Here is an 18,326-nt window from a genome sequence, read left to right as displayed (position 1 = left end):
CTTCCCGCTGGCATCGACGGCGTCCTTGGAGTTCTGCTCGGCGGCGGACCCACCGTCGGAATCGCTGTCGCAGCCGGTGGCGGTCACCCCGATGCCGGCGGCCACCAGCGCCGCGGCCCCCACGCCGAACACCCCGCGCCGGGACATGGTGAACCCGTTCGGCTTCCGGTCGTCCCCGTCGGTGGTGCGGTTCTGGTCTGACATCGGTGTCTGCTCCTGTCTCGGTTCGACGTTGTGGGACACACCCGGCGCAGGTTGGTAGCTATCAGTTAGCTGTAATCTTTCCAGCCGATTGTGTGGATCAAGGTCGGTTCCGTCACCGTAGCACCCTATTGCAGTCTCGCTGCAATAGACTGCCGATATGACCCACCCGCGCAGCGCAGTCCGGGCCGGTGTGATCGGATTTCTGTTATGACCGACGGTGACCAGGTCCGCACCCGGCGGCGGCGCAATCCGGAACAGACCCGCAAGGCGATCATCGGCGGCCTGCTCGCGGCCGTGCACGACGGTGATTTCGACCCGACCACCAAGACCATCGCCGCGCGGGCCGGAGTATCCGAGCGCAGCATCTTCGTGCATTTCCCGACCCGCAACGACCTGCTGGTCGCCGCGGTCGACCTGCAATCGCAGGATGTGGAGGCCGCCATCGCCGAGGTCGATCCGGCGTTGCCGCTGGACGCGCGCATCGAGGCGGTGGTTCGCCAGAGCGAGCGGATCTTCGCCCTGCAACGCGAACCGCGCCTGGTCGGCCTGCTCGAATCGCAGACCGTGCCCGCGGTGGATGAGCGAATGCGCTTGACCGACGGGCGAATTCGCGACGGGCTGGCGCGGGCCTTCGCACCCGAGCTGACCCGCGCCGCCGCGCGCGACGAGCAGCTGCTCGACTTGGTCGACGCCACCGCGGGCTGGGCTTATCGACATCACCTGATGGATCGCCGGGGCGCCACCGCGGCGGCGGCTTCGGCGGCGATCGGCCGGGCGCTGCGGGTGCTGCTCGGCGCCGCCTGAGCTCACCTGAAACAGTGACCCGGCCCCGGTCCTTGGCGGCCACGGACCGTTGCTGATTATTCGCCCAAGGGGCGGGTGTGATCCGGTGAGCGTGCTCATCGGCACGCATGACGTTCAGTCCTACCTGGCGTGCGCGTGAATGGAAAAGGGGCTCAGCCGTTTTCGGCTGAGCCCCCTTGATGTGTTGAGGCGATTCGCAAAAGTCAGCGCGGCGGAGGTGGTCCCGATCCCACACTGCCCGCACCGGGTGGCGGGGGCGGTGGCGGCGGTGGTGGCGGCGGGCCATGTTCGCCGGGCGGACCTTCGAACCCGGGTGGCGGGGGAGGCGGCGGTGGCGCAGGAGGTCCGCCCGCACCGGGTGGCGGCGGCGGCTCCGCGGCGACCGGGGCGGCGAGCGTGCCCAGCGGGATGAGCAGCAGTGCGGCGGCAACAGCCACTCCGGCGCTGCGCGAGGCGCGGAATCCATTCCGGGATCTGGATGAATCGGGCAAGTCGGTCGAACCTCCTACTCTCCGTGGATCGGAATCAGTAGTGCATGTCGAACGAATCGGCTCAGCGTAGACGAAGGCCGCGGACGGAACTCGCGGCCTTCGTACGCGTGTCTCGGGGAATTCCGAAACCCGTTACGGCGTGACGATATCGAACGCCGGATCCGGCTCATCAAACAGACTGACCAGTTTCGCAAAGCTGGCCGCATCGCCCTCGATCTCGATCTCGCCGGAGGCCAGCGCAGCCTGAAGATCCTCACCGGTGAGCAGCACCCCGATCAGCGTCGGCCGGGTCAGGGTGAAGGTCACATCGGCCGCGGGCTGCTGATCACCCGCGCGCCGATCCCAGTGCGTCAGCAGGCCATTGCGCAACTGCAAGCGCACCGTCCGGCCCTCATCGGTGAAAACCCAATCGCTGGTGGCCTTCTCGTGCCAGGCCTTGGGCCCGTTGAGCCGCAGCGACATGGCGTCGAACACCTGGTCCACGGTCAGCGCGGCCAGCAGCATCGGCGCGACCGCCTCGGTCGGCGTGCCGAAGTTGCCATTGCGCAATTCGTAAGCGCCACTGAGGAAGAAGTTGCGCCACGGCCCGTTCTCCGAGCCGAAGGCCAGCTGCTCGTAGGCGTCGGCCAGCAGGGTCTTCGCGGCCGCGTGGGTCTCGTCGGCGAACACCACGTAGTTGAGCACCTGCGCGACCCAGCGGTAGTCGCCCCGGTCGAAGTACGCGCGCGCCTTCTCCACCACCGCGTCCGCGCCGCCCATGAACTCCACATGGCGCGCGGCGCTCTCGACCGGCGGGTGCTCCCACAGGTGCGCCGGATTGCCGTCGAACCAACCCATATAGCGCTGGTAGATGGCCTTCACATTGTGGCTGACCGAACCGTAGTACCCGTGCGTGTGCCAGGCCGCGGCCAGGGCCGGCGGCAGCTCGATCATTTCGGCGATCTCACTGCCGACATAACCCTGGTTCAGATAGCGCAGCGTCTGATCGTTCAGGTAGCCGTACAGGTCACGCTGCAACTCCAGGTATTCGATCAGGTTCTCGGTGCCCCAGGTGGGCCAGTGGTGGGAGGCGAACACGACATCGCTCTCCCGGCCGAACAGGTTGATCGACTCGGTCAGGTACTTGGCCCACTCGTGCGGGTCACGCACCAGCGCACCACGCAGCGTGAGCAGATTGTGCAGGGTGTGGGTGGAGTTCTCGGCCATGCACAGCGCGCGGAAACCGGGGAAGTGGAAGTTCATCTCCGACGGCGCTTCGGTGCCCGGGGTGATCTGGTAGACGATGCGCACGCCGTCGATCGTCGACTCCTGCCCGGTCTCGGTGATATCGACGGTGGGGGCGATGAGCGAGATGGTGCCGGTCGAGGTGGTCTGGCCCAGCCCCGCGCCGACCTGGCCCTTGGGCCCCCGCGGCAGCGCCGCGCCGTACATGTAGGCGGCGCGCCGGGACATCGCGGTGCCGGCGTAGATGTTCTCCGCCACAGCGTGTTCCATGAACCCCGAGGGGGCGATCACCGGTACCCGGCCCGAGGTGGCGTCCTCCACACTGATGACGCCCAGCGCGCCACCGAAGTGGTCGACGTGCGAGTGGGTGTAGATCATGCCCTTGACCGGCTTGGTCCCGCGATGCGCGAAGTACAGGTCCATGCCGGCCTTCGCGGTCTCGACCGAGATCAGCGGATCGATGACGATCACACCGGTGTCGCCCTCGATGACGGTCATGTTCGACAGGTCCAGCCCGCGGATCTGGTAGATGCCCGGAATCACCTCGTACAGGCCCTGTTTCACCACCAAGCCGGACTGCCGCCACAGCGATGGATGCACCGAGTGCGGGCAACCGCCGTTCAGGAAGCCGTACGATTCGTCGTCCCACACCACTTTCCCGCCGGCGTCCTTGACGATTCCGGGTTCCAGCTTGGCGATGAAACCGCGGTCGGCGTCGGCCTGATCGACTTCGTCGGCGAAGGGCAGCTCCTGGGCGGCCCGCTCGTGCTGCTCGATGATGAACTTGCTCGGTTCGGTCACTGCGCTCACTCGACTGACCTCCTGTAGCTGCCGGAGTACTCGGCATCGGCGAAAAACGAACGTGCTCTTGCTATGTGACGATCGGGTCGAACAGGGCGATGAGGGCGGCGACCACCGTCACGACGCCCACGGCCGCGGCGGTCACCGCGATGACCTGGGCGCCGTGACCCCAATGCCCGTGTTGCAGCGAACGATTGCGGGTGAAGCTGACGATCGCGACGATCGTCAGCACCGCGGCCGCGCACAGCGGTGCGGCCGCGGCGTCGCGCCAGCCGCTGGTGACGGCGTGATTCACGAACAGCACCGCGGTGCCCATCGCCGCGACGGCGGTGCGCCGCCAGGCCAGGGCGGTGCGCTCGGCGGCGAGGGTGGGCGCGGTCACGTCCACACCGTCGCGATGGCCGCGAACACCGAGACCAGCGCGATACCGCCGGCCAGAATCGGCACCAGCACCGTATTGCCCAGCGGCTCACCGCGATTCATCCGCTCGGTGACGTCCTTCCAGTGCAGGTACGCGCCGATCGACAGCACCACCGCCAGCACGATGCAGCTGATCGACAGGGTGCGCCGGACACCGAGGTGATGGAAGGGCTGCACCAGCGTGTGCACCGCGACGCCGGCCGCGAGCAGCCCGAGGGCGGTGCGGATCCAGGCCAGGAAGGTGCGTTCGTTGGCGAGGGTGAATCGATAGTCGATGTGCTCGGGTTCGGAGTGCTCGCCGTCGCCCGCCTGGCTCATGCCAAGATCACCACCCTGTCCGGTTCCGCATGCGTTTTTCGGAGGAGAGCTATCGATCAGCAACTGCGATCCTCCCATGAATTGCCGCGGTCGGATCGGCAGGTTACGCCAATCGGACATAAGGAATGACTCATGTCCACATTCTCGGGATTCCCAATCCGGACAACCTCACCCGGATTGGGTGAATCCAGAGTTATCGATCTTGCGCGGGCGTACTCTCGCCCGTCATGGTCACGGCAGGATCGCGAATGGAAGAGCGCATCGCAGTTGCGGTGCCGGAACCGGACTACGAGTGGGGCGGGGTGTTCGTGGATCGGCTGGCTATCGCCCCGCCGGGCACCGGGCCCTGGCCCGACACCGGCAACCCGCCCGGCTTCGTGCACATTCGCTCGCTGGACTGGTCCGTACTGGCCGTCATGTGCGTACTGGTTTTCCTGCTGGGCATCGCGGCCATGGTGGTGGTCGGCAATGCCGACTTCAAGGACGAGCCCGCGCCACCGCCGAGCATCCCCACCGAATGCGAGCCGTTCTGCCCCGTGCGCTAGCCCGAATCAGGAGCGCGCGGTCCGAGTTCGGGTGCGGCCCTTCGCCGGAATCAGCAATTCGACCGTGGCGCGCAGCTGCTCGCGGGCGCGCTCGGCGCTCAATTCACCCGACAGCCAGCGCGCCGACAGCCCCTCGGTCAGTGCGGTGATCACGGTGGCCACCTGGTCCGCGTCCACCGCGTCCGGGACCTCGCCGGCGGCCTGCGCGCCGCGGATGGCCTCGGCCGTCTCCCGCGTCCACTGCTCGGAAGTGCGCGCGAGGGGTTCCCGCAACGGCTCCTCGTAGACCGCGCACGCTCGCAGCTCGTTCCAGGCCAGGGAGTTCTCCAGCACCGCCGGGGTGTCCTGGATCTCGGCGAGCACGTAGTCGATGAGCTGCTCGCGAGACGCGCCCGGTCCGCCGGCCGCCTGCCGGTAGGCGCGCGCCTCGTCATTGATATAGGTGAGCGCCGCGGCGAGCAGACCGTCGCGATCCTTGAAGTGGTAATAGAGGAGACCGGGGGAGACGCCCGCCACCTGCGCGATATCGCTGACCCGCAACCCGCGCACCCCGCGTTCGGCGATGGCGGTCGCGCTGGCCCGCAGGATGGATTCCCGGCGGCTGGTCACCCCTGGTACTCCCTTCCGGCCGCCGATTCGTCGACGGTCATGCTATCCCAGCGCCGGCTGCTGCTGGGTGATGCAGTGGATGCCGCCGCCGCGCGCGAAGATCTCCCGGGCGTCCACGGTCACCACCCGGCGGCCCGGATACGCCTCGGCCAGGATGGCGGCCGCGGTGGCGTCGGCGGGATCGCCGTAGCCGCAGGCGATTACGCCGTCGTTGACGACCAGATGGTTGATATAGCTGTAGTCCACCCAGCCCTCGTCGTCGCGCAGTATTCCGGGCGCGGGGACTTCGACTATCTCCCAGGGCTTTCCGTGCACATCGTGCGAGGCGCGCAGGGTGGCCAGTACCTCCGCGGTAACCAGCGCGTCCGGATGCGCGTCGTTCCGCTGCGCATGCACCAGCACCCGGCCGGGAGAGGGGACGGCCGCCACGATATCCACGTGCCCGCGGGTGCCGAAACGCGCACTGTCCCGGGTGAGTCCGCGCGGCAGCCAGATCACCTGCTCGGCCCCGATGGTGCGCGCCAACTCCGCCTCGACGGCCGCCTTGTCCGGGCCGGGATTGCGGCCCGGATCCAATTGCACGGTCTCGGTGACCAATACCGTGCCCTGGCCGTCGACCTGAATGCCGCCGCCCTCGTTCACCAGCGACGACGAGATCAGCTCGGCCCCCGCCAGCCCGGCGACGAAAGCGCCGATGTGCCGGTCGTTCTCCCACGCGGCCCACTCCTGCGCGCCCCAGCCGTTGAACACCCAATCCACCGCGCCCAGCCGCCCGTCCGCGCCGCGCACGAAGGTCGGCCCGATATCGCGCATCCAGGCGTCGTCGAGCCGGGCCTCCACGATCTCGATCGCGCTGGAGAGATAGCGCCGCGCCACATACCGGTCCGCGGGATCGACCACCATGGTCACCGGCTCGAAATCCAGCACCGCGTGCGCGACCGCCGACCACGCCACCCGGGCGTCGTGCGCGGAATCGGCGGTGTCGAAGGCCGATCCGCCCTGCGGTGGGAAGGCCATCCAGATGCGTTCCTGCCGAACCGTTTCCGCGGGCATCAACCAGGTCATCACGCCACCGAGCCGTACGGATGGGCGCGATCGACCGGCTCGGTGAGCCGGGCGTAGGTGTCGGGCCGGCGGGTGGTGTTGAACGGGAACAGGTCCAGCCAATCGCGGCGCTGCTCCAGATCCAGATCCGCGACCAGCACCGCGGCCGCGTCGCGCGGAGCCTGCACCAGGACGCGGCCGTAGGGATCGGAGATGAACGACGAACCGTAGAAGTTCACGCTGCCCTCGTCACCGAAGCGATTGGGCACGATCATGAAAGTGCCTGCGGTGATGCCGTTTCCGACGATCACGTGCTGCCACAGCGGCCGGGTGTCGAAGTCCGGGAAGGACGGTTCGGAGCCGATGGCGGTCGGATAGACCAGGATCTCCGCGCCGCCCAGCGAGTAGCCGCGCGAGACCTCCGGAAACCACTCGTCCCAGCAGGTCGGCAAACCGATTGCCGCACCGTCGATTTCGGCCGGCCGGTACACCGGGTAGGCGTGCTCGGCCGGGCCGGGGCGGAAGTAGGTGTCCTCGAAATAGCCGTCGGTGGCCGGGATGTGCAGTTTGCGGGTACGGCCGATCAGCTCCCCGCCGGGCGAGACCAGGATCGCGGAGTTGAATCCCAGCCCGTCCTCGGCCTCGGCGCGCTCGTAGAGCGAGGCGTGCACCAGCACCCCGTACTCCTCGGCGGCGTGCGCGGCGAAGGTGAAAGTCGGTCCGGTGAGCAGATCTTCGGCCCGCGCGCCCGGATTCGCGCCCGCCCGCACATCCGCCGGGTAGCGGGACAGGGTCAGTTCCGGCAGGAACACCGCCTTCGCGCCCTGTTCGGCGGCCAGCCGGATGCCGTTCTTCAGCTGCGCCCGCAGCGCCGCGGGATCGGCCAGCCAGCGGTGCTGGACCAGCCCCACCCGCAGCGGCTGCCGCCGCGGTGCCCGCACCCGGGCGAACGACACCGCCGGCGTGCGGGCGGTCTCGACGATGAAACCAGATTCGGTCATTGCGTACCTCCTGCGCCGATCGAACCAAAGACTGAAATTTCAGTCAAGAAAAACTGAAATCTCAGTCAGACCCGGTCGGGCCTAGCTGGGTGCGGCAGGCCTGCCACGCCGGCGCGGACAGCAGGTCACGGCAGCGATCGAAGAGCCGGAACAGGGCGGGGCCGTGGGCAGCCGCCAGCTCGGCATTGTGGGCCATGACATCGAGTTCGTTGGCCGCGGTGATCTCCATGAAGGCCCGCAGGTCCGCTTCGGCCGGCAGGTATTCGCGCCCGGTGAAGCGGTCCCGGAACCTGACCGGCGGGTGGTCGAGGCGCGGATACACGGCCCCGCGATCGCAGCCCGCGTATTGGTAGACCAATGCCTCGGCATGCTCGCCGATCAATTCCACCAGTGCCGTGCGATGCTCGAGATCCAGCAGTGATCGATCGAACCCGTCGGTGCCGTACATGGCGTGACAGAGTGCGGCATAACGGATTGCACGACTCGCACCCCACGCCGTCAGCATGTCCGCCACCCGGTTCAGATGCGCCAGCAGCGTCCCGCCGGGATGCGGAATCTCCGCCGCACCGTGCCCGCGCAGGAACCGTTCGATCCGATCCCGCTGCGTCAGTTCCGATATCAGCCGCGCCGTCCGCGGCACCGCGATGCCGTGCGCCGCGGCCGCCCGCACGACCGCCCCGCCGATGGCATCGAGCTCGGTGGGCAAACCGGCCTCCGCATCACGCTGCATCGAGGACTTCGCGGTGGCGGGGAAGGCATCGTAGCGCGCCAGTATCTGCTCGACTTCCGTTGCGGCCCCGTGTTTTCGAGCGACTTCGGTCGTCTCCGCCACCACGGCCGCCAGCTCATCCCGGCGCTCCGACCGGACGACGCCGATGGGACTGCGGTAGTGAGTGGTCAGCAATGCGAAGGGCGCGAGAAACGCGAGCTTGTTCCACAGTACGGACTGCTCTCCGGGTAGCACCCGGACCTCGAGTCCCGCCCCGGCGAGCACCTCGGCCGCCCCCGCCAGCCGCTCGGACGACCCGCTCAGATCGATTTCGGTGAACGGACTGCCGTGCTCGATGAAACCGGCTGCGGTACGCGCGGATTCGACCCGAACAACCGCCGGAACGACCTGCTCACGCCCGTACCGCCGGCGCAGCAGATCCAGATGTTCGACCCCGTTCAGCAGCGGCACCACCAGCGCGCCGGTCAGCCGCTCGGCGGGCAACCGCTCGAGCGCGGTCTCCAGAGCCGTGTGCTTGACGGTCACCAGGCACAACTCGACCGCCTCCCGCAGCCTGGTATCGGCCTCGACCTTCGCGGTGAACTCCCCGAACTGTTCACTTCGAACTCGAATCCCCTTGTCGCGCAACACCTCCACGGTCTCCGCACCGGCCAGGCAGATCACCCGATGCCCGGCGCGCGCCAGCAGTGCCGCCAGCAGCCCGCCCACCCCGCCCGGCCCGAGCACCGCCACCGTGCCGGTCCCGGAAACAGCTTCATACGAGGAAAATCCAATGCCGCGCACAGATAAGTCCTTTCGGAACAGTCAGGTCGACACCCGCCCCGATCCCTCCGCCCGGGGCCCGGACGCGGTAGAGAAAAGGGGACGGGTTGCCGCCATTGGGCCCGGCCCAATCATCCGCACCCCCCGCCGCCCCGGTCAATCCTCGTCTTCCCTTGCCAATCCCCAAGATCGCCCTTGCACCCCCCGCCCTCTACCGTGACACCCGTGCGCATGACCATCGACGACCTGCGAGTATTCACGGCGGTCTGTCAGGCAGGCAGCCTCAGCGCGGTAGCCCGCGACCTCTCCTGCACCCAATCCGCCGTCAGCCAACACGTGAAACGCCTCGAGAAAGCCACCGGCGTCCGCCTCCTGGACCGCCACCCCGACGGCGTCACCCCCACCCCCGAGGGCCTGGTCCTACTCGCCGCCGCCACCGACGGCATAACAGCCCTCGACCAAGCGATCCGCCGCCTCGGCGACTTCGCCCGCGGCGAAGCAGGCGCGGTCCGAATAACCACCGGCCCCACCACCATCCGCCACTTCATGTCCACCGCGATAACCGACTTCCGCCGCCACTACCCCCAGGCCACCCTCGACTTCCGAACCATCACCTCCACCCGAGACTGCTTCGCCGCCCTCATCGCCGGCACCGTAGACCTGGCCTGGGTAACCATCCACGGCCCCGTCCCCGGCATCGAACAACGCCCCGTCCTGGACCTACCCTGGGTCCTCGCCACCCGCGCCGACCACCCGATCGCCGCCCTACCCACCCTCACCCCGCCCGACCTCGCCGCCCTCCGCCACATCCGCCTACCGCAGAACTCCGCATCCCGCCAACACCTCGACACCGCCCTAACCCGCCTGGGCGTACACCTCCCCTCGGAAACCGGTGCCACAGACTGGAATACAGCAGTCCTACTCACCGAACTAGGCGTAGGCCACGCCGTAGTCCCCAACCTCCCCTACGAGGCCGCCGAAGCCTCCACCGCCCCCCTCCGCTTCCTACCCCTACCTTTCCTCCCACCCCTCCCGGTCGGCTGGGCGGTCCGCAGCTGGTCCACCCTCACGCCCCTCGCCCGCGCGTTCGCCGAACTCGTCGATCGCCGATCCCCGCTCCGGCAACCCCAATGACGTGGCGGCATCGAGCCCGGCTCAGATGCCGCCGAGGTCTCGAACTTTTTGCTCCGCTGCCCGGCGGAGTCCTTTGAACTTCGACTTTCGCGCAATGCTGTTCAGGTTCGGAAACTCCGGTGCGCTGTCGATTGCCGCGAGGACGTCGAGGGCGAGAGCTGCACGGGCGTGGCCGGATTCACCGGGCCAGGCCAGGATCAAGGGGACCAGGCGCGCGGCGGTGTCGTCATCGCCCAGCAACGCGAGGCTGTGCAACGCCCAAATATCCTTCCCTGGATGCCCCGCCAATTGCCAGGCATCGAATACAGCCCAGCCGAATTCGGCGAGGGACGAGGCATCAGTCGCATCGGCAACCAGGCGAATGCCGGTGGAGTCGTGATCGCGTCCGCTCATAATGAGCATGGTCAACAGATGCTGGGTCGCCGATTGCGGTAACGCGGCATCGTTGCCGCGCATTCGGATCTGTGGAAGCAACGCGGGGGAGAGCCAGTAGGGCGGCTTGGGGACGCGAGCACGAGACAACTGCCAGGGCGGCGTGACGAGGATGGCGGGCAGGTCATTCGTGTCCGCCTCCGGCAGTTTCGCTTCTGTTTCGAGTAGCGAACGCGCATCCGGATGAACATGCGTTTCGATCAGATCGGGATGCGCCAGCGCATGCAGCCGGAACAGTTGTACTACTGCCGGATTCGCGTGCTCGGCGGCATGAGCGGATAGCAGTCGCATTGCCCGGCGTGGATAGCGCGCGGTCGCCTTGGTGAGCGCTGCCGCTGCCGGTTTCCAGTGTGTCCTGCCGAGCAGTGCCAGATATGCCTCGTCGGTGGGGAAATGGACCAGCAGCGGCGCGGTTTCTCGTATCGCACGGGCATGCCAGTCTCCCAGCGCCAGAAAATCGCGCACGACGATCGGGGTGGCGGCGACACCGACCAGGGTCAACAGACTGAATCGCGCCTCGTCGCCGAGATAGGACCACCGGGTATCGAGCGCTAATCGATGCGCGAACTGCTCGGGCGTCGTCATCGCGGTAGTCAGCAGCGCCACGGCTTGCGACCGGTACTTCTCCTCGGGGATGGACAGATCGGCGTCGACCCAATCCTGTCGCTCGGGCAGCAGATACGACGTCGCGATCCGCAGCCGAAATCCGGATTCGCTCCGCATCCCGGTAAACCGTTGCACCACAGCCCGGTACTCGGACTCCGGAGCCGTCAGCAGCCGGCTGCGAACCTGGCTTGCCAGCCCCCAGAACCTCCCGTAGGCGTTATCGTGTTCGACCTTGTGCCGCAGGGGATACAACTGTCGTCCGGCGGCCGGCACATACTTCGTGTCGTCCTCGAGGTCGTAACACAGCAGCGCCGCCTCGGCCGCGAACAGATAACCGTGTTCGAAAGCCCAACTGTCCACGAACAGGTCGCGGGCACTCTCATCCAAATGTGCGGAGTGCCGCACCATGGACCCACAATGGCAGGTGTCGTAATCCCGCGCCACCAATACCCATACCGCGGCCGCCCCCATCGGGGAGTCGCAAGAGTGCGGAGCATCGAGAAAAGCCAGGCCCGCAGCCGCGAGCTCCGTCTCCCCCTGCTCACTCGTCATAGTCAAAGACCGCACGATCTGCGGCCGATAACGCTCCAGAAATTCCCGCAACCGCGCAGTGACGTCGGCTTCCAAACCCCTTGTGCGTGAATCGTTCATCCCACGAAACGGTTCGGCCTTGACCCACCACCCATCCGGAACCACCCACCGGTCTTCATCGTCGTACAGCACCACGCCCAGCCTCTCCACAAGCTCCCCACCCGAACCGGATGATGGTGACGATCTTGCCCGCCGCCACCGACAGCCGGCACCTTCGCTCCTGGGGGACGACGGGTTCCCGCCCCTCGGCCTAGCGGTTGGGGCCTATTCCTCGACCGTTGATGTCGACGAGCCCGGTTGACCAGCGGGCGTAAGTGACTTCCGGGTTCACAGTGATCACGTCGACCTGTCGGACGAGGTCACGGAGGATGGTGTCGTCGTCGAAGTGGTTCGGACCGGGGGTAATGACGGCCTCGGCTTGCAATCGGGTCACTTGCGTTTTCACCCTCGCCAGCGGGGGTCGCGGTGTTCTGGGGTCGTAGACGATGACGCCGCAGAAGTCGTAGCCGAGCTTCTTTGCGATAGAACGTATTTGGTGTTCATCCCTGAGTTGACTTACTCCGGACACGTCGGTTCGCAGATATCCGAGGGCCGCTGGTCGGTGCCGCATCGTTTGCCCCTTGCAATTTTGCTGGTGCCGTAACGCACACAGCAGCGAAGTTTGCGCCGCACTCCCGGCGGCACCTTGTTCGACACGTACACCGAAAGTTTCAACGCGGTCTGGGCTACCGCCCGGCCAGTGGAAGGGTGAACTCTATGGTCCGCACCGAGTACTACCACGACCCCAACGCCCCCACCCCGAACAATATGGTCGTGGCCGCCTCGGCGGTGGTGTGCGACGACGACGGCCGCATCCTATTGCAACGCCGCACCGACAACGGCTTGTGGGCGTTGCCCGGCGGCGGGATGGAGATGACCGAAAGCCTGCCTGGCTGCGCGGTCCGCGAGGTCAAAGAAGAAACCGGCCTCGACATCGAAATAACGGGTTTGGTCGGCACTTACACCGACCCTCGTAACATCATCGTCTACAGCGACGGCGAAGTACGGCGACAGTTCAACGTGTGCTTCGTGGCCCGCGTGATCGGCGGCACGCTGGCGATCTCCGGCGAGTCGACCGAACTCCGGTTCGTCGATCCCGCCGACCTCGGCGCCATCGACATGCATCACACCCAACGGCTACGGCTCACCCACTATCTCGAGCGACGGCCCGCGCCCTACCTCGGGTGACCGGCAGCGACTATGGTCGAGATTTGCCGGTCACCAAGGCGCGCACGGATTCCAGCTCCGCACTGGTCCCACCGCGCCCACTGCGGAGCAACCAGGAGATCGGGTGTCAGGGTAGTGCGATGTATTTGGTTTCGAGGTATTCCTCGATGCCTTCGGTGCCGGCTTCACGGCCGAGGCCGGACTCCTTGACTCCGCCGAAGGGTGCGGCGACGTCGGAGATGATGCCGCGGTTCACGCCTACCATTCCGGATTCGAGGGCTTCGGCTACGCGTAGGGCGCGGTCGAGGTCGCGGGTGTAGATGTATGCGGCCAAACCGAATTCGGTGTTGTTGGCGGCGGCGATGCCTGCGGCTTCGCCGTCGAAACCGGTGATGGCGGCGACGGGGCCGAAGACCTCTTCGCGCAGGATGCGGGCGCCGGCGGGGACGTCGGTGAGCACGGTGGGTTCGTAGAACCAGCCGGGGCCGGGGACTTCGGCGCCGCCGGTGGTGATCTTCGCGCCCTTGGCGACGGCGTCGGCGACCAAATCGGCAACGGAGGCACGCTGTTTCGCGGTGATGAGCGGGCCGACCTGAACGCCGTCGAGGTGACCGGGACCGATCTTCAGTGATTGCATCCGTGCGGTGAGCCGCGCCGTGAACTCCTCGCGCACCGCGTTGTCCACGTGGAAACGGTTGGCGGCGGTGCAGGCTTCACCGATATTGCGCATCTTGGCGGCCATGGCCCCGTCGATCGCCGCGTCCAGGTCGGCGTCGTCGAACACCACGAAGGGGGCATTGCCGCCGAGCTCCATGGAGGTGCGCAACACCTTCGAAGCCGATTGCGCGAGCAGGATTTTGCCGACGCCGGTGGAGCCGGTGAAGGTGACCTTACGCAGCCGATCGTCCTCGAACATGGGATCGGTGAGCTGCGCCGCCCGCGAGGTCGGCAGGATGGACAGCACGCCCGCCGGCAGTCCGGCATCGGCGAACACCTGCCCGAGCAGCAGCATGGTCAGCGGGGTCTCGGCGGCGGGCTTCACCACCATGGTGCAACCGGCCGCGAACGCGGGCGCGATTTTGCGGGTGCCCATGGCGAGCGGGAAATTCCACGGCGTGATGGCCAGCGCCGGACCGACGGGCTGCTTGGTGACCAGGATCCGTCCGGCGCCGCTGGGGGAGTGGGTGTAGCGGCCGTTGATCCGCACCGCTTCCTCGCTGAACCAGCGCAGGAATTCGCCACCGTAGGTGACCTCACCTTGGGCTTCGGTGAGCGGTTTGCCCATCTCCAGGGTCATCAGCAACGCGAAGTCGTCACGCCGCGCCATCACCGATTCCCAGGCGCGGCGCAGGATTTCGGCTCGCTCTCGGGCGGGAGTCGCCGCCCAGCTCGCCTGCGCGGCGACGGCGGCGTCGAGGGCCAGCCGCCCGTCCGCGGCGGTGGCGTCGGCCACCTCGGTCAGCACTTCGCCGGTGGCGGGATCATGCACCGCGAAGGTGCCGCCGCCGACGGCGGGTCGTTGTTCGCCGCCGATCCACAGGCCGGTGGGCACGGTGGCAAGCAGGTCGGCCACGTCACGCATTTGTCTATCGCTCCTTGATATTCGAGGGTCTCGGTTGCTCGGTCAGGCGAGTGCGCGCACCACGTCGGCGAGCACGCCCACGCCGTCGGCGAGCAGTTCGTCACCGATCACCAGCGGCGGCAGCAATCGGATCACATTGCCGTAGGTGCCGCAGGTCAGCAGCACCACGCCACGCGAAAGCGCTTCCGCCGCAATGGCCTTGGTCAGCACCGGATCGGGCACGGTACCGCCCGGTCGCACGATCTCGATGGCGAGCATGGCGCCGCGCCCGCGCACGTCACCGATCACGCCGGTCTCGGCGGCCAGCTCACGCAGCGCCGGCACCACGGCGGCTTCGATGGCCCGCGCCCGCGCCGGAAGATCGAGCTCCTTCATGACCTCGATGGCGGCCAGCGCCGCGGCGCAGGCGACCGGATTACCGCCGTAGGTGCCGCCCAGCCCACCGGCGTGCACCGCGTCCAGCAGCTCGGCCCGGCCGGTGATCGCCGCCAGCGGCATCCCGCCCGCGATCCCCTTGGCCATGGTGATGATGTCCGGCACCACGCCTTCGTGCTCGCTGGCGAACCACGCCCCGGTGCGCGCGAACCCGCTCTGCACCTCGTCGGCGATGAACACCACGCCGTGCTCCCGCGCCCAGGCGGCGAGCGCGGGCAGGAATCCCGGTGCGGGCACGATGAATCCGCCCTCACCCTGAATGGGCTCGATAATGATCGCGGCGACACTCTCCGCCCCGATCTGCGTCTCGATCTGCGAAATCGCCTGCTGCGCGGCCTGTTCCCCGCTCTGCCCGGCCTTGTCCCGGTACGGGTAGGACATCGGCATCCGGTAGATCTCCGGCGCGAACGGCCCGAAATGCGTCTTGTACGGCATGGATTTCGCGGTCAGCGCCATGGTGAGGTTGGTGCGGCCGTGATACGCGTGATCGAAGGCGACGACCGCGCTCCGGCCGGTCGCCAGCCGCGCCACTTTGACCGCGTTCTCGACGGCTTCGGCGCCGGAATTGAACAGCACCGACCGCTTGTCGTGATCGCCGGGCGTCAAAGCCGCCAGCTCCTCGGCCACCCGCACATAGCTCTCGTACGGGGTCACCATGAAGCAGGTGTGGGTGAAACGCGCGGCCTGCTCGGCCACCGCCGCCGCGACCGCCGGATGCGAGGCCCCCACATTGGTGACCGCGATCCCGGAACCCAGGTCGATCAGCGAGTTCCCGTCCACGTCCACGATGACGCCGCCGTCGGCATCGGCCGCGTACACCGGTACCGCGGACCCGACTCCGGCGGCGACCGCGGCCTTGCGCCGGGCGGTCAAGGCCGCCGAATGCGGTCCGGGCAGCTCGGTGACGACCCGGCGCTGCTGCGGTAGCCGGTAGGTGAGGGCGGTCATCGGAGGTTGCTCCCTGTCTTGTCGATGGATGGAACGGCTTGCAGATCGCTCGCGACGAGCGGAAGTGTGTTGCGGCGGAAGAACTCCGGATTGCGCCAGCGCGCCACGGCCATCAGCGCCACACCCAGCAGCAGAATCCCGAAGCCCATATAGAAGACGAGCCCGATGCCGCCGATGGCCGCGCCGCTGCCGTTCCCCGGATCCATGCTCTCGCGCACCGACACCAAGAACACCGCCAGCAGCATGATTCCGCCGAGCATCGGGAACATGCCCTTGAACACGAAATCCCGTGCGCTGCCCAGTAATTCGCGCCGGAAATACCAGGTGCAGGCGAAAGCGGTGATGCCGTAGTACCAGCAGATCATGATGCCCAGCGCCGCCACCGTATCCAGCAGCACGCGTTCGGACAGCAGCGACACCACGGTGTAGAACGCGCCGGTGACCACGCCCGCCGCGACGGTGGAGAAGGTCGGCACCAGGAAGCGCGGATTCACCTCGGCGAATTTCTTCGGGAAGGCCCCGTAGACGCCCATGGCGAGCATGGTGCGCGCGGCCGGCAGGAAGGTGGTCTGGAGGCTGGCGGCCGAGGAGGCCAGGATGGCGAGCAGCAGCAGCGGTCCGGCCCAGCCCAGCACCGGATCGGCGAGCGCGCCGAAGACATTGTCGGCGTTGGCTTCGTTGCCCAGCCCGGTCCCGCTGTCGCCGACGCCGGCGTACATCATGACGGCCACGGTGACCAGCAGGTAGGTGACCAGGATGGAGAGCACGCACAGCAGTCCGGCCCGTCCGGGCACCCGCTTGGGATCCTTGGACTCCTCGCCCAGCGTCAGGCAGGTATCCCAGCCCCAGAAGGCGAAGATGGAACCGGTCACGCCGATCATGAAGGCGCTCAGGGTGATTCCGGTGAAGGGGTCGAACCAGTCCGGATCGAAGTGCAGTTGCGCGGGTGCGTCGCCGCTGCCCACATGCACCAGGGCGGTGACCGCGAACGCCACCAGCACGATCATCTGGAACCCGACCAGCACGTACTGCACGCGCTCGCTGGTGGTGATGCCGCGCCCCGCCACCACCGTGGCGATGGCGACGAAAAGCAGTGTGGTGCCGATGTTCACGAGCTTGTCGTCCGCCAGCTCGGCCAGCCACGCGCTGCCGAAGATCCGCCCGAGGAAGAGGTAGAAGAACTCCACCGCGATGGCCGCCAGATTGGAGAGCACGATAATGGTCGCCATCACCATGCCCCACCCGCACATCCAGCCCACGGCGGGCCCGAATGCCTTGGTGGACCAGGTGAACGAGGCCCCGCAATCGGGCATGCGCGCGTTCAATTCGCGATACGCGTAGGCGGTCAGGAACATCGGCACGAATCCGGCGATGATGACGGCGGGCATCTTCAACCCGACCGCGGCCACGATCAAGCCGATGCTAGCGGTCAGCGTATATCCGGGTGCGACCGTCGAAATCCCCAGCACCGCACCGGAAAAGGTGCCGATCTTGCCCGCCGCCAGCCCTTTGTCGACGGGTTCGATCTCTACTCTGGGGGGTTCACTGGTGACGCTCATTCGTTTCCTCCTTGGGAACCACGACCATCGGCACCTGGAGGACTCTGAGCATCTTCGCTGCGGTGGAACCGAGGAACAGTCTTCGAGGTTGGGCGAGCCGGCTGGAGCCGACCATGATCAGATCGCCGTCGTGCCAATCCAGGCGGTTGACGGCGGCTTCGACGGATGAGCCGTCGGCGGTCATCGCGGTGACCGGGAATCCCTCGGGGAGAGCGGCTTTCGCCTCTTCCAGGGTGAGTTCGGCGTGCGCGAGGGCCCGCTCGCGCACCGATTCGGGGGTGTCGTCGCGGCGCCGGGGCGCGTGCGCGTCCAGGGCGATCAGCGAGACCAGGCGCAGGGGCGTTCCGGCGGCGGCACTGGCGCGCACCGCCAGCTCGAAGAGCAGATCCGCGCCCGGCCGGTCGCCGATGGCGCAGGTCACCTCGCGCACGGCGGTGACGGGGGAGTTGCGGGTGCCGCGCGGCGCGAGCGCCACCGGCACCGGGGCCGAATGCAGCAGTTCGCTCGCCACCGATCCGATGGCGTGCCGCCCGATCAGCCCGTCCCCGGCCGCCCCGACCACGATGGCCAGGGCATCCAGGCGAGCCACTTCGTCGATCAAGCCCGCGGCGAAGGATTCGTGAAAGCTGATGTGCCCCTCGGCTTTCACATCGCCGGGCAGCGCGGCGACCGCGTCGGCCAGCCATTGCCGGGCCCGCACGGTGAGCATGTCGTCGTAGCCGTCATTGGGCACCAGCCCCGGAACCAGGCGGTCCGGGGTGAGCACCATGCAAATGTCCAGCTGGGCGTCCAGGGTCCGGGCCAGCCGGACCCCGAGGGCCAGACCGTCCTCCCCGCTCGGTGTCGCCAGATACCCGACTATCAGTCTCCGCATGCTCAT

General features: G+C 67.6%; 17 protein-coding genes. 4 read left to right on the top strand and 13 right to left on the bottom strand.

Annotation, left to right across the window (positions count from 1 at the left end; genetic code table 11):
* Positions 1 to 411 precede the first annotated feature (411 nt).
* Entirely contained in the window at positions 412 to 1,008 is a 597-nt protein-coding gene (locus NI1_RS24915) for a TetR/AcrR family transcriptional regulator (protein WP_067825125.1), read from the top strand.
* A gap of 623 nt (positions 1,009 to 1,631) precedes the next feature.
* Here NI1_RS24915 and NI1_RS24910 read toward each other — a convergent pair.
* The 3 genes from NI1_RS24910 to NI1_RS24900 all read right to left on the bottom strand — a co-directional run bounded on the left by NI1_RS24910 (position 1,632) and on the right by NI1_RS24900 (position 4,262).
* Positions 1,632 to 3,533, bottom strand: coding sequence for an alkyl/aryl-sulfatase (locus NI1_RS24910; protein WP_067825123.1), 1,902 nt, complete (start codon positions 3,531 to 3,533; stop codon positions 1,632 to 1,634).
* Between the two features lie 61 nt (positions 3,534 to 3,594).
* Positions 3,595 to 3,906, bottom strand: coding sequence for a DUF202 domain-containing protein (locus NI1_RS24905; RefSeq protein ID WP_067825393.1), 312 nt, complete (start codon positions 3,904 to 3,906; stop codon positions 3,595 to 3,597).
* A complete protein-coding gene (locus NI1_RS24900; protein WP_067825122.1) occupies positions 3,903 to 4,262 on the bottom strand; it encodes a YidH family protein in 360 nt (119 codons plus the stop codon). Before NI1_RS24900 ends, NI1_RS24905 begins: the two co-directional genes overlap by 4 nt.
* A gap of 248 nt (positions 4,263 to 4,510) precedes the next feature.
* On the opposite strand from NI1_RS24900, the gene NI1_RS24895 reads away from it, so the two are divergent.
* Positions 4,511 to 4,807 (top strand): hypothetical protein, encoded by a 297-nt coding sequence (locus NI1_RS24895; protein ID WP_067825121.1) that lies wholly within the window; start codon positions 4,511 to 4,513, stop codon positions 4,805 to 4,807.
* A 6-nt stretch (positions 4,808 to 4,813) separates the two neighbouring features.
* On the opposite strand, the gene NI1_RS24890 is transcribed toward NI1_RS24895, so the two are convergent.
* The 4 genes from NI1_RS24890 to NI1_RS38940 form a co-directional block, all read right to left on the bottom strand.
* Entirely contained in the window at positions 4,814 to 5,416 is a 603-nt protein-coding gene (locus NI1_RS24890; protein ID WP_067825120.1) for a TetR/AcrR family transcriptional regulator, read from the bottom strand.
* A 42-nt stretch (positions 5,417 to 5,458) separates the two neighbouring features.
* Positions 5,459 to 6,481, bottom strand: coding sequence for an agmatine deiminase family protein (locus NI1_RS24885; RefSeq protein WP_067825119.1), 1,023 nt, complete (start codon positions 6,479 to 6,481; stop codon positions 5,459 to 5,461).
* Positions 6,481 to 7,461: a nitrilase-related carbon-nitrogen hydrolase gene (locus NI1_RS24880; protein ID WP_067825118.1), complete on the bottom strand. Its 981-nt coding sequence runs from the start codon at positions 7,459 to 7,461 to the stop codon at positions 6,481 to 6,483. The genes NI1_RS24885 and NI1_RS24880 overlap by 1 nt, the downstream gene beginning before the upstream one ends.
* Before the next feature lie 61 nt (positions 7,462 to 7,522).
* Positions 7,523 to 8,974 (bottom strand): ketopantoate reductase family protein, encoded by a 1,452-nt coding sequence (locus NI1_RS38940; protein ID WP_245663385.1) that lies wholly within the window; start codon positions 8,972 to 8,974, stop codon positions 7,523 to 7,525.
* Between the two features lie 210 nt (positions 8,975 to 9,184).
* Between NI1_RS38940 and NI1_RS24870 the strand changes: the two genes are divergently transcribed.
* Entirely contained in the window at positions 9,185 to 10,087 is a 903-nt protein-coding gene (locus tag NI1_RS24870) for a LysR family transcriptional regulator (protein WP_067825392.1), read from the top strand.
* A 21-nt stretch (positions 10,088 to 10,108) separates the two neighbouring features.
* On the opposite strand, the gene NI1_RS24865 is transcribed toward NI1_RS24870, so the two are convergent.
* Both NI1_RS24865 and NI1_RS24860 read right to left on the bottom strand, forming a co-directional pair.
* The gene (locus NI1_RS24865) at positions 10,109 to 11,851 is read right to left on the bottom strand and encodes a hypothetical protein (protein WP_157535317.1); all 1,743 of its coding nucleotides are present in this window, start codon (positions 11,849 to 11,851) and stop codon (positions 10,109 to 10,111) included.
* A 115-nt stretch (positions 11,852 to 11,966) separates the two neighbouring features.
* Positions 11,967 to 12,326: a hypothetical protein gene (locus NI1_RS24860; RefSeq protein ID WP_067825113.1), complete on the bottom strand. Its 360-nt coding sequence runs from the start codon at positions 12,324 to 12,326 to the stop codon at positions 11,967 to 11,969.
* Between the two features lie 146 nt (positions 12,327 to 12,472).
* Here NI1_RS24860 and NI1_RS24855 point away from each other — a divergent pair, with 146 nt between their 5' ends.
* Entirely contained in the window at positions 12,473 to 12,943 is a 471-nt protein-coding gene (locus NI1_RS24855) for an NUDIX hydrolase (RefSeq protein WP_067825111.1), read from the top strand.
* Positions 12,944 to 13,049: 106 nt separating this feature from the next.
* Here the strand turns inward: NI1_RS24855 and NI1_RS24850 are convergent, their stop codons facing one another.
* From NI1_RS24850 to NI1_RS24835, 4 genes are read right to left on the bottom strand one after another with little or no spacing between them, the layout of a single operon-like run.
* Complete coding sequence (locus NI1_RS24850; RefSeq protein WP_067825109.1) at positions 13,050 to 14,504, bottom strand: NAD-dependent succinate-semialdehyde dehydrogenase; 1,455 nt, start codon at positions 14,502 to 14,504, stop codon at positions 13,050 to 13,052.
* 42 nt (positions 14,505 to 14,546) lie between these two features.
* Positions 14,547 to 15,887, bottom strand: a complete 1,341-nt coding sequence (gabT, locus tag NI1_RS24845; protein ID WP_067825107.1) for a 4-aminobutyrate--2-oxoglutarate transaminase — start codon at positions 15,885 to 15,887, stop codon at positions 14,547 to 14,549.
* The gene (locus tag NI1_RS24840) at positions 15,884 to 17,446 is read right to left on the bottom strand and encodes an APC family permease (RefSeq protein ID WP_067825105.1); all 1,563 of its coding nucleotides are present in this window, start codon (positions 17,444 to 17,446) and stop codon (positions 15,884 to 15,886) included. Before NI1_RS24840 ends, gabT begins: the two co-directional genes overlap by 4 nt.
* Positions 17,430 to 18,320, bottom strand: coding sequence for a universal stress protein (locus NI1_RS24835; protein ID WP_067825390.1), 891 nt, complete (start codon positions 18,318 to 18,320; stop codon positions 17,430 to 17,432). The genes NI1_RS24840 and NI1_RS24835 overlap by 17 nt, the downstream gene beginning before the upstream one ends.
* Positions 18,321 to 18,326 lie beyond the last annotated feature (6 nt).

This window comes from Nocardia inohanensis NBRC 100128, assembly GCF_001612945.1.
In the GTDB taxonomy this organism is placed as follows: domain Bacteria; phylum Actinomycetota; class Actinomycetes; order Mycobacteriales; family Mycobacteriaceae; genus Nocardia; species Nocardia inohanensis.
The sequence above is the reverse complement of the archived record's forward strand: the minus strand, read 5'-3'. Positions and strand labels throughout refer to the sequence as shown.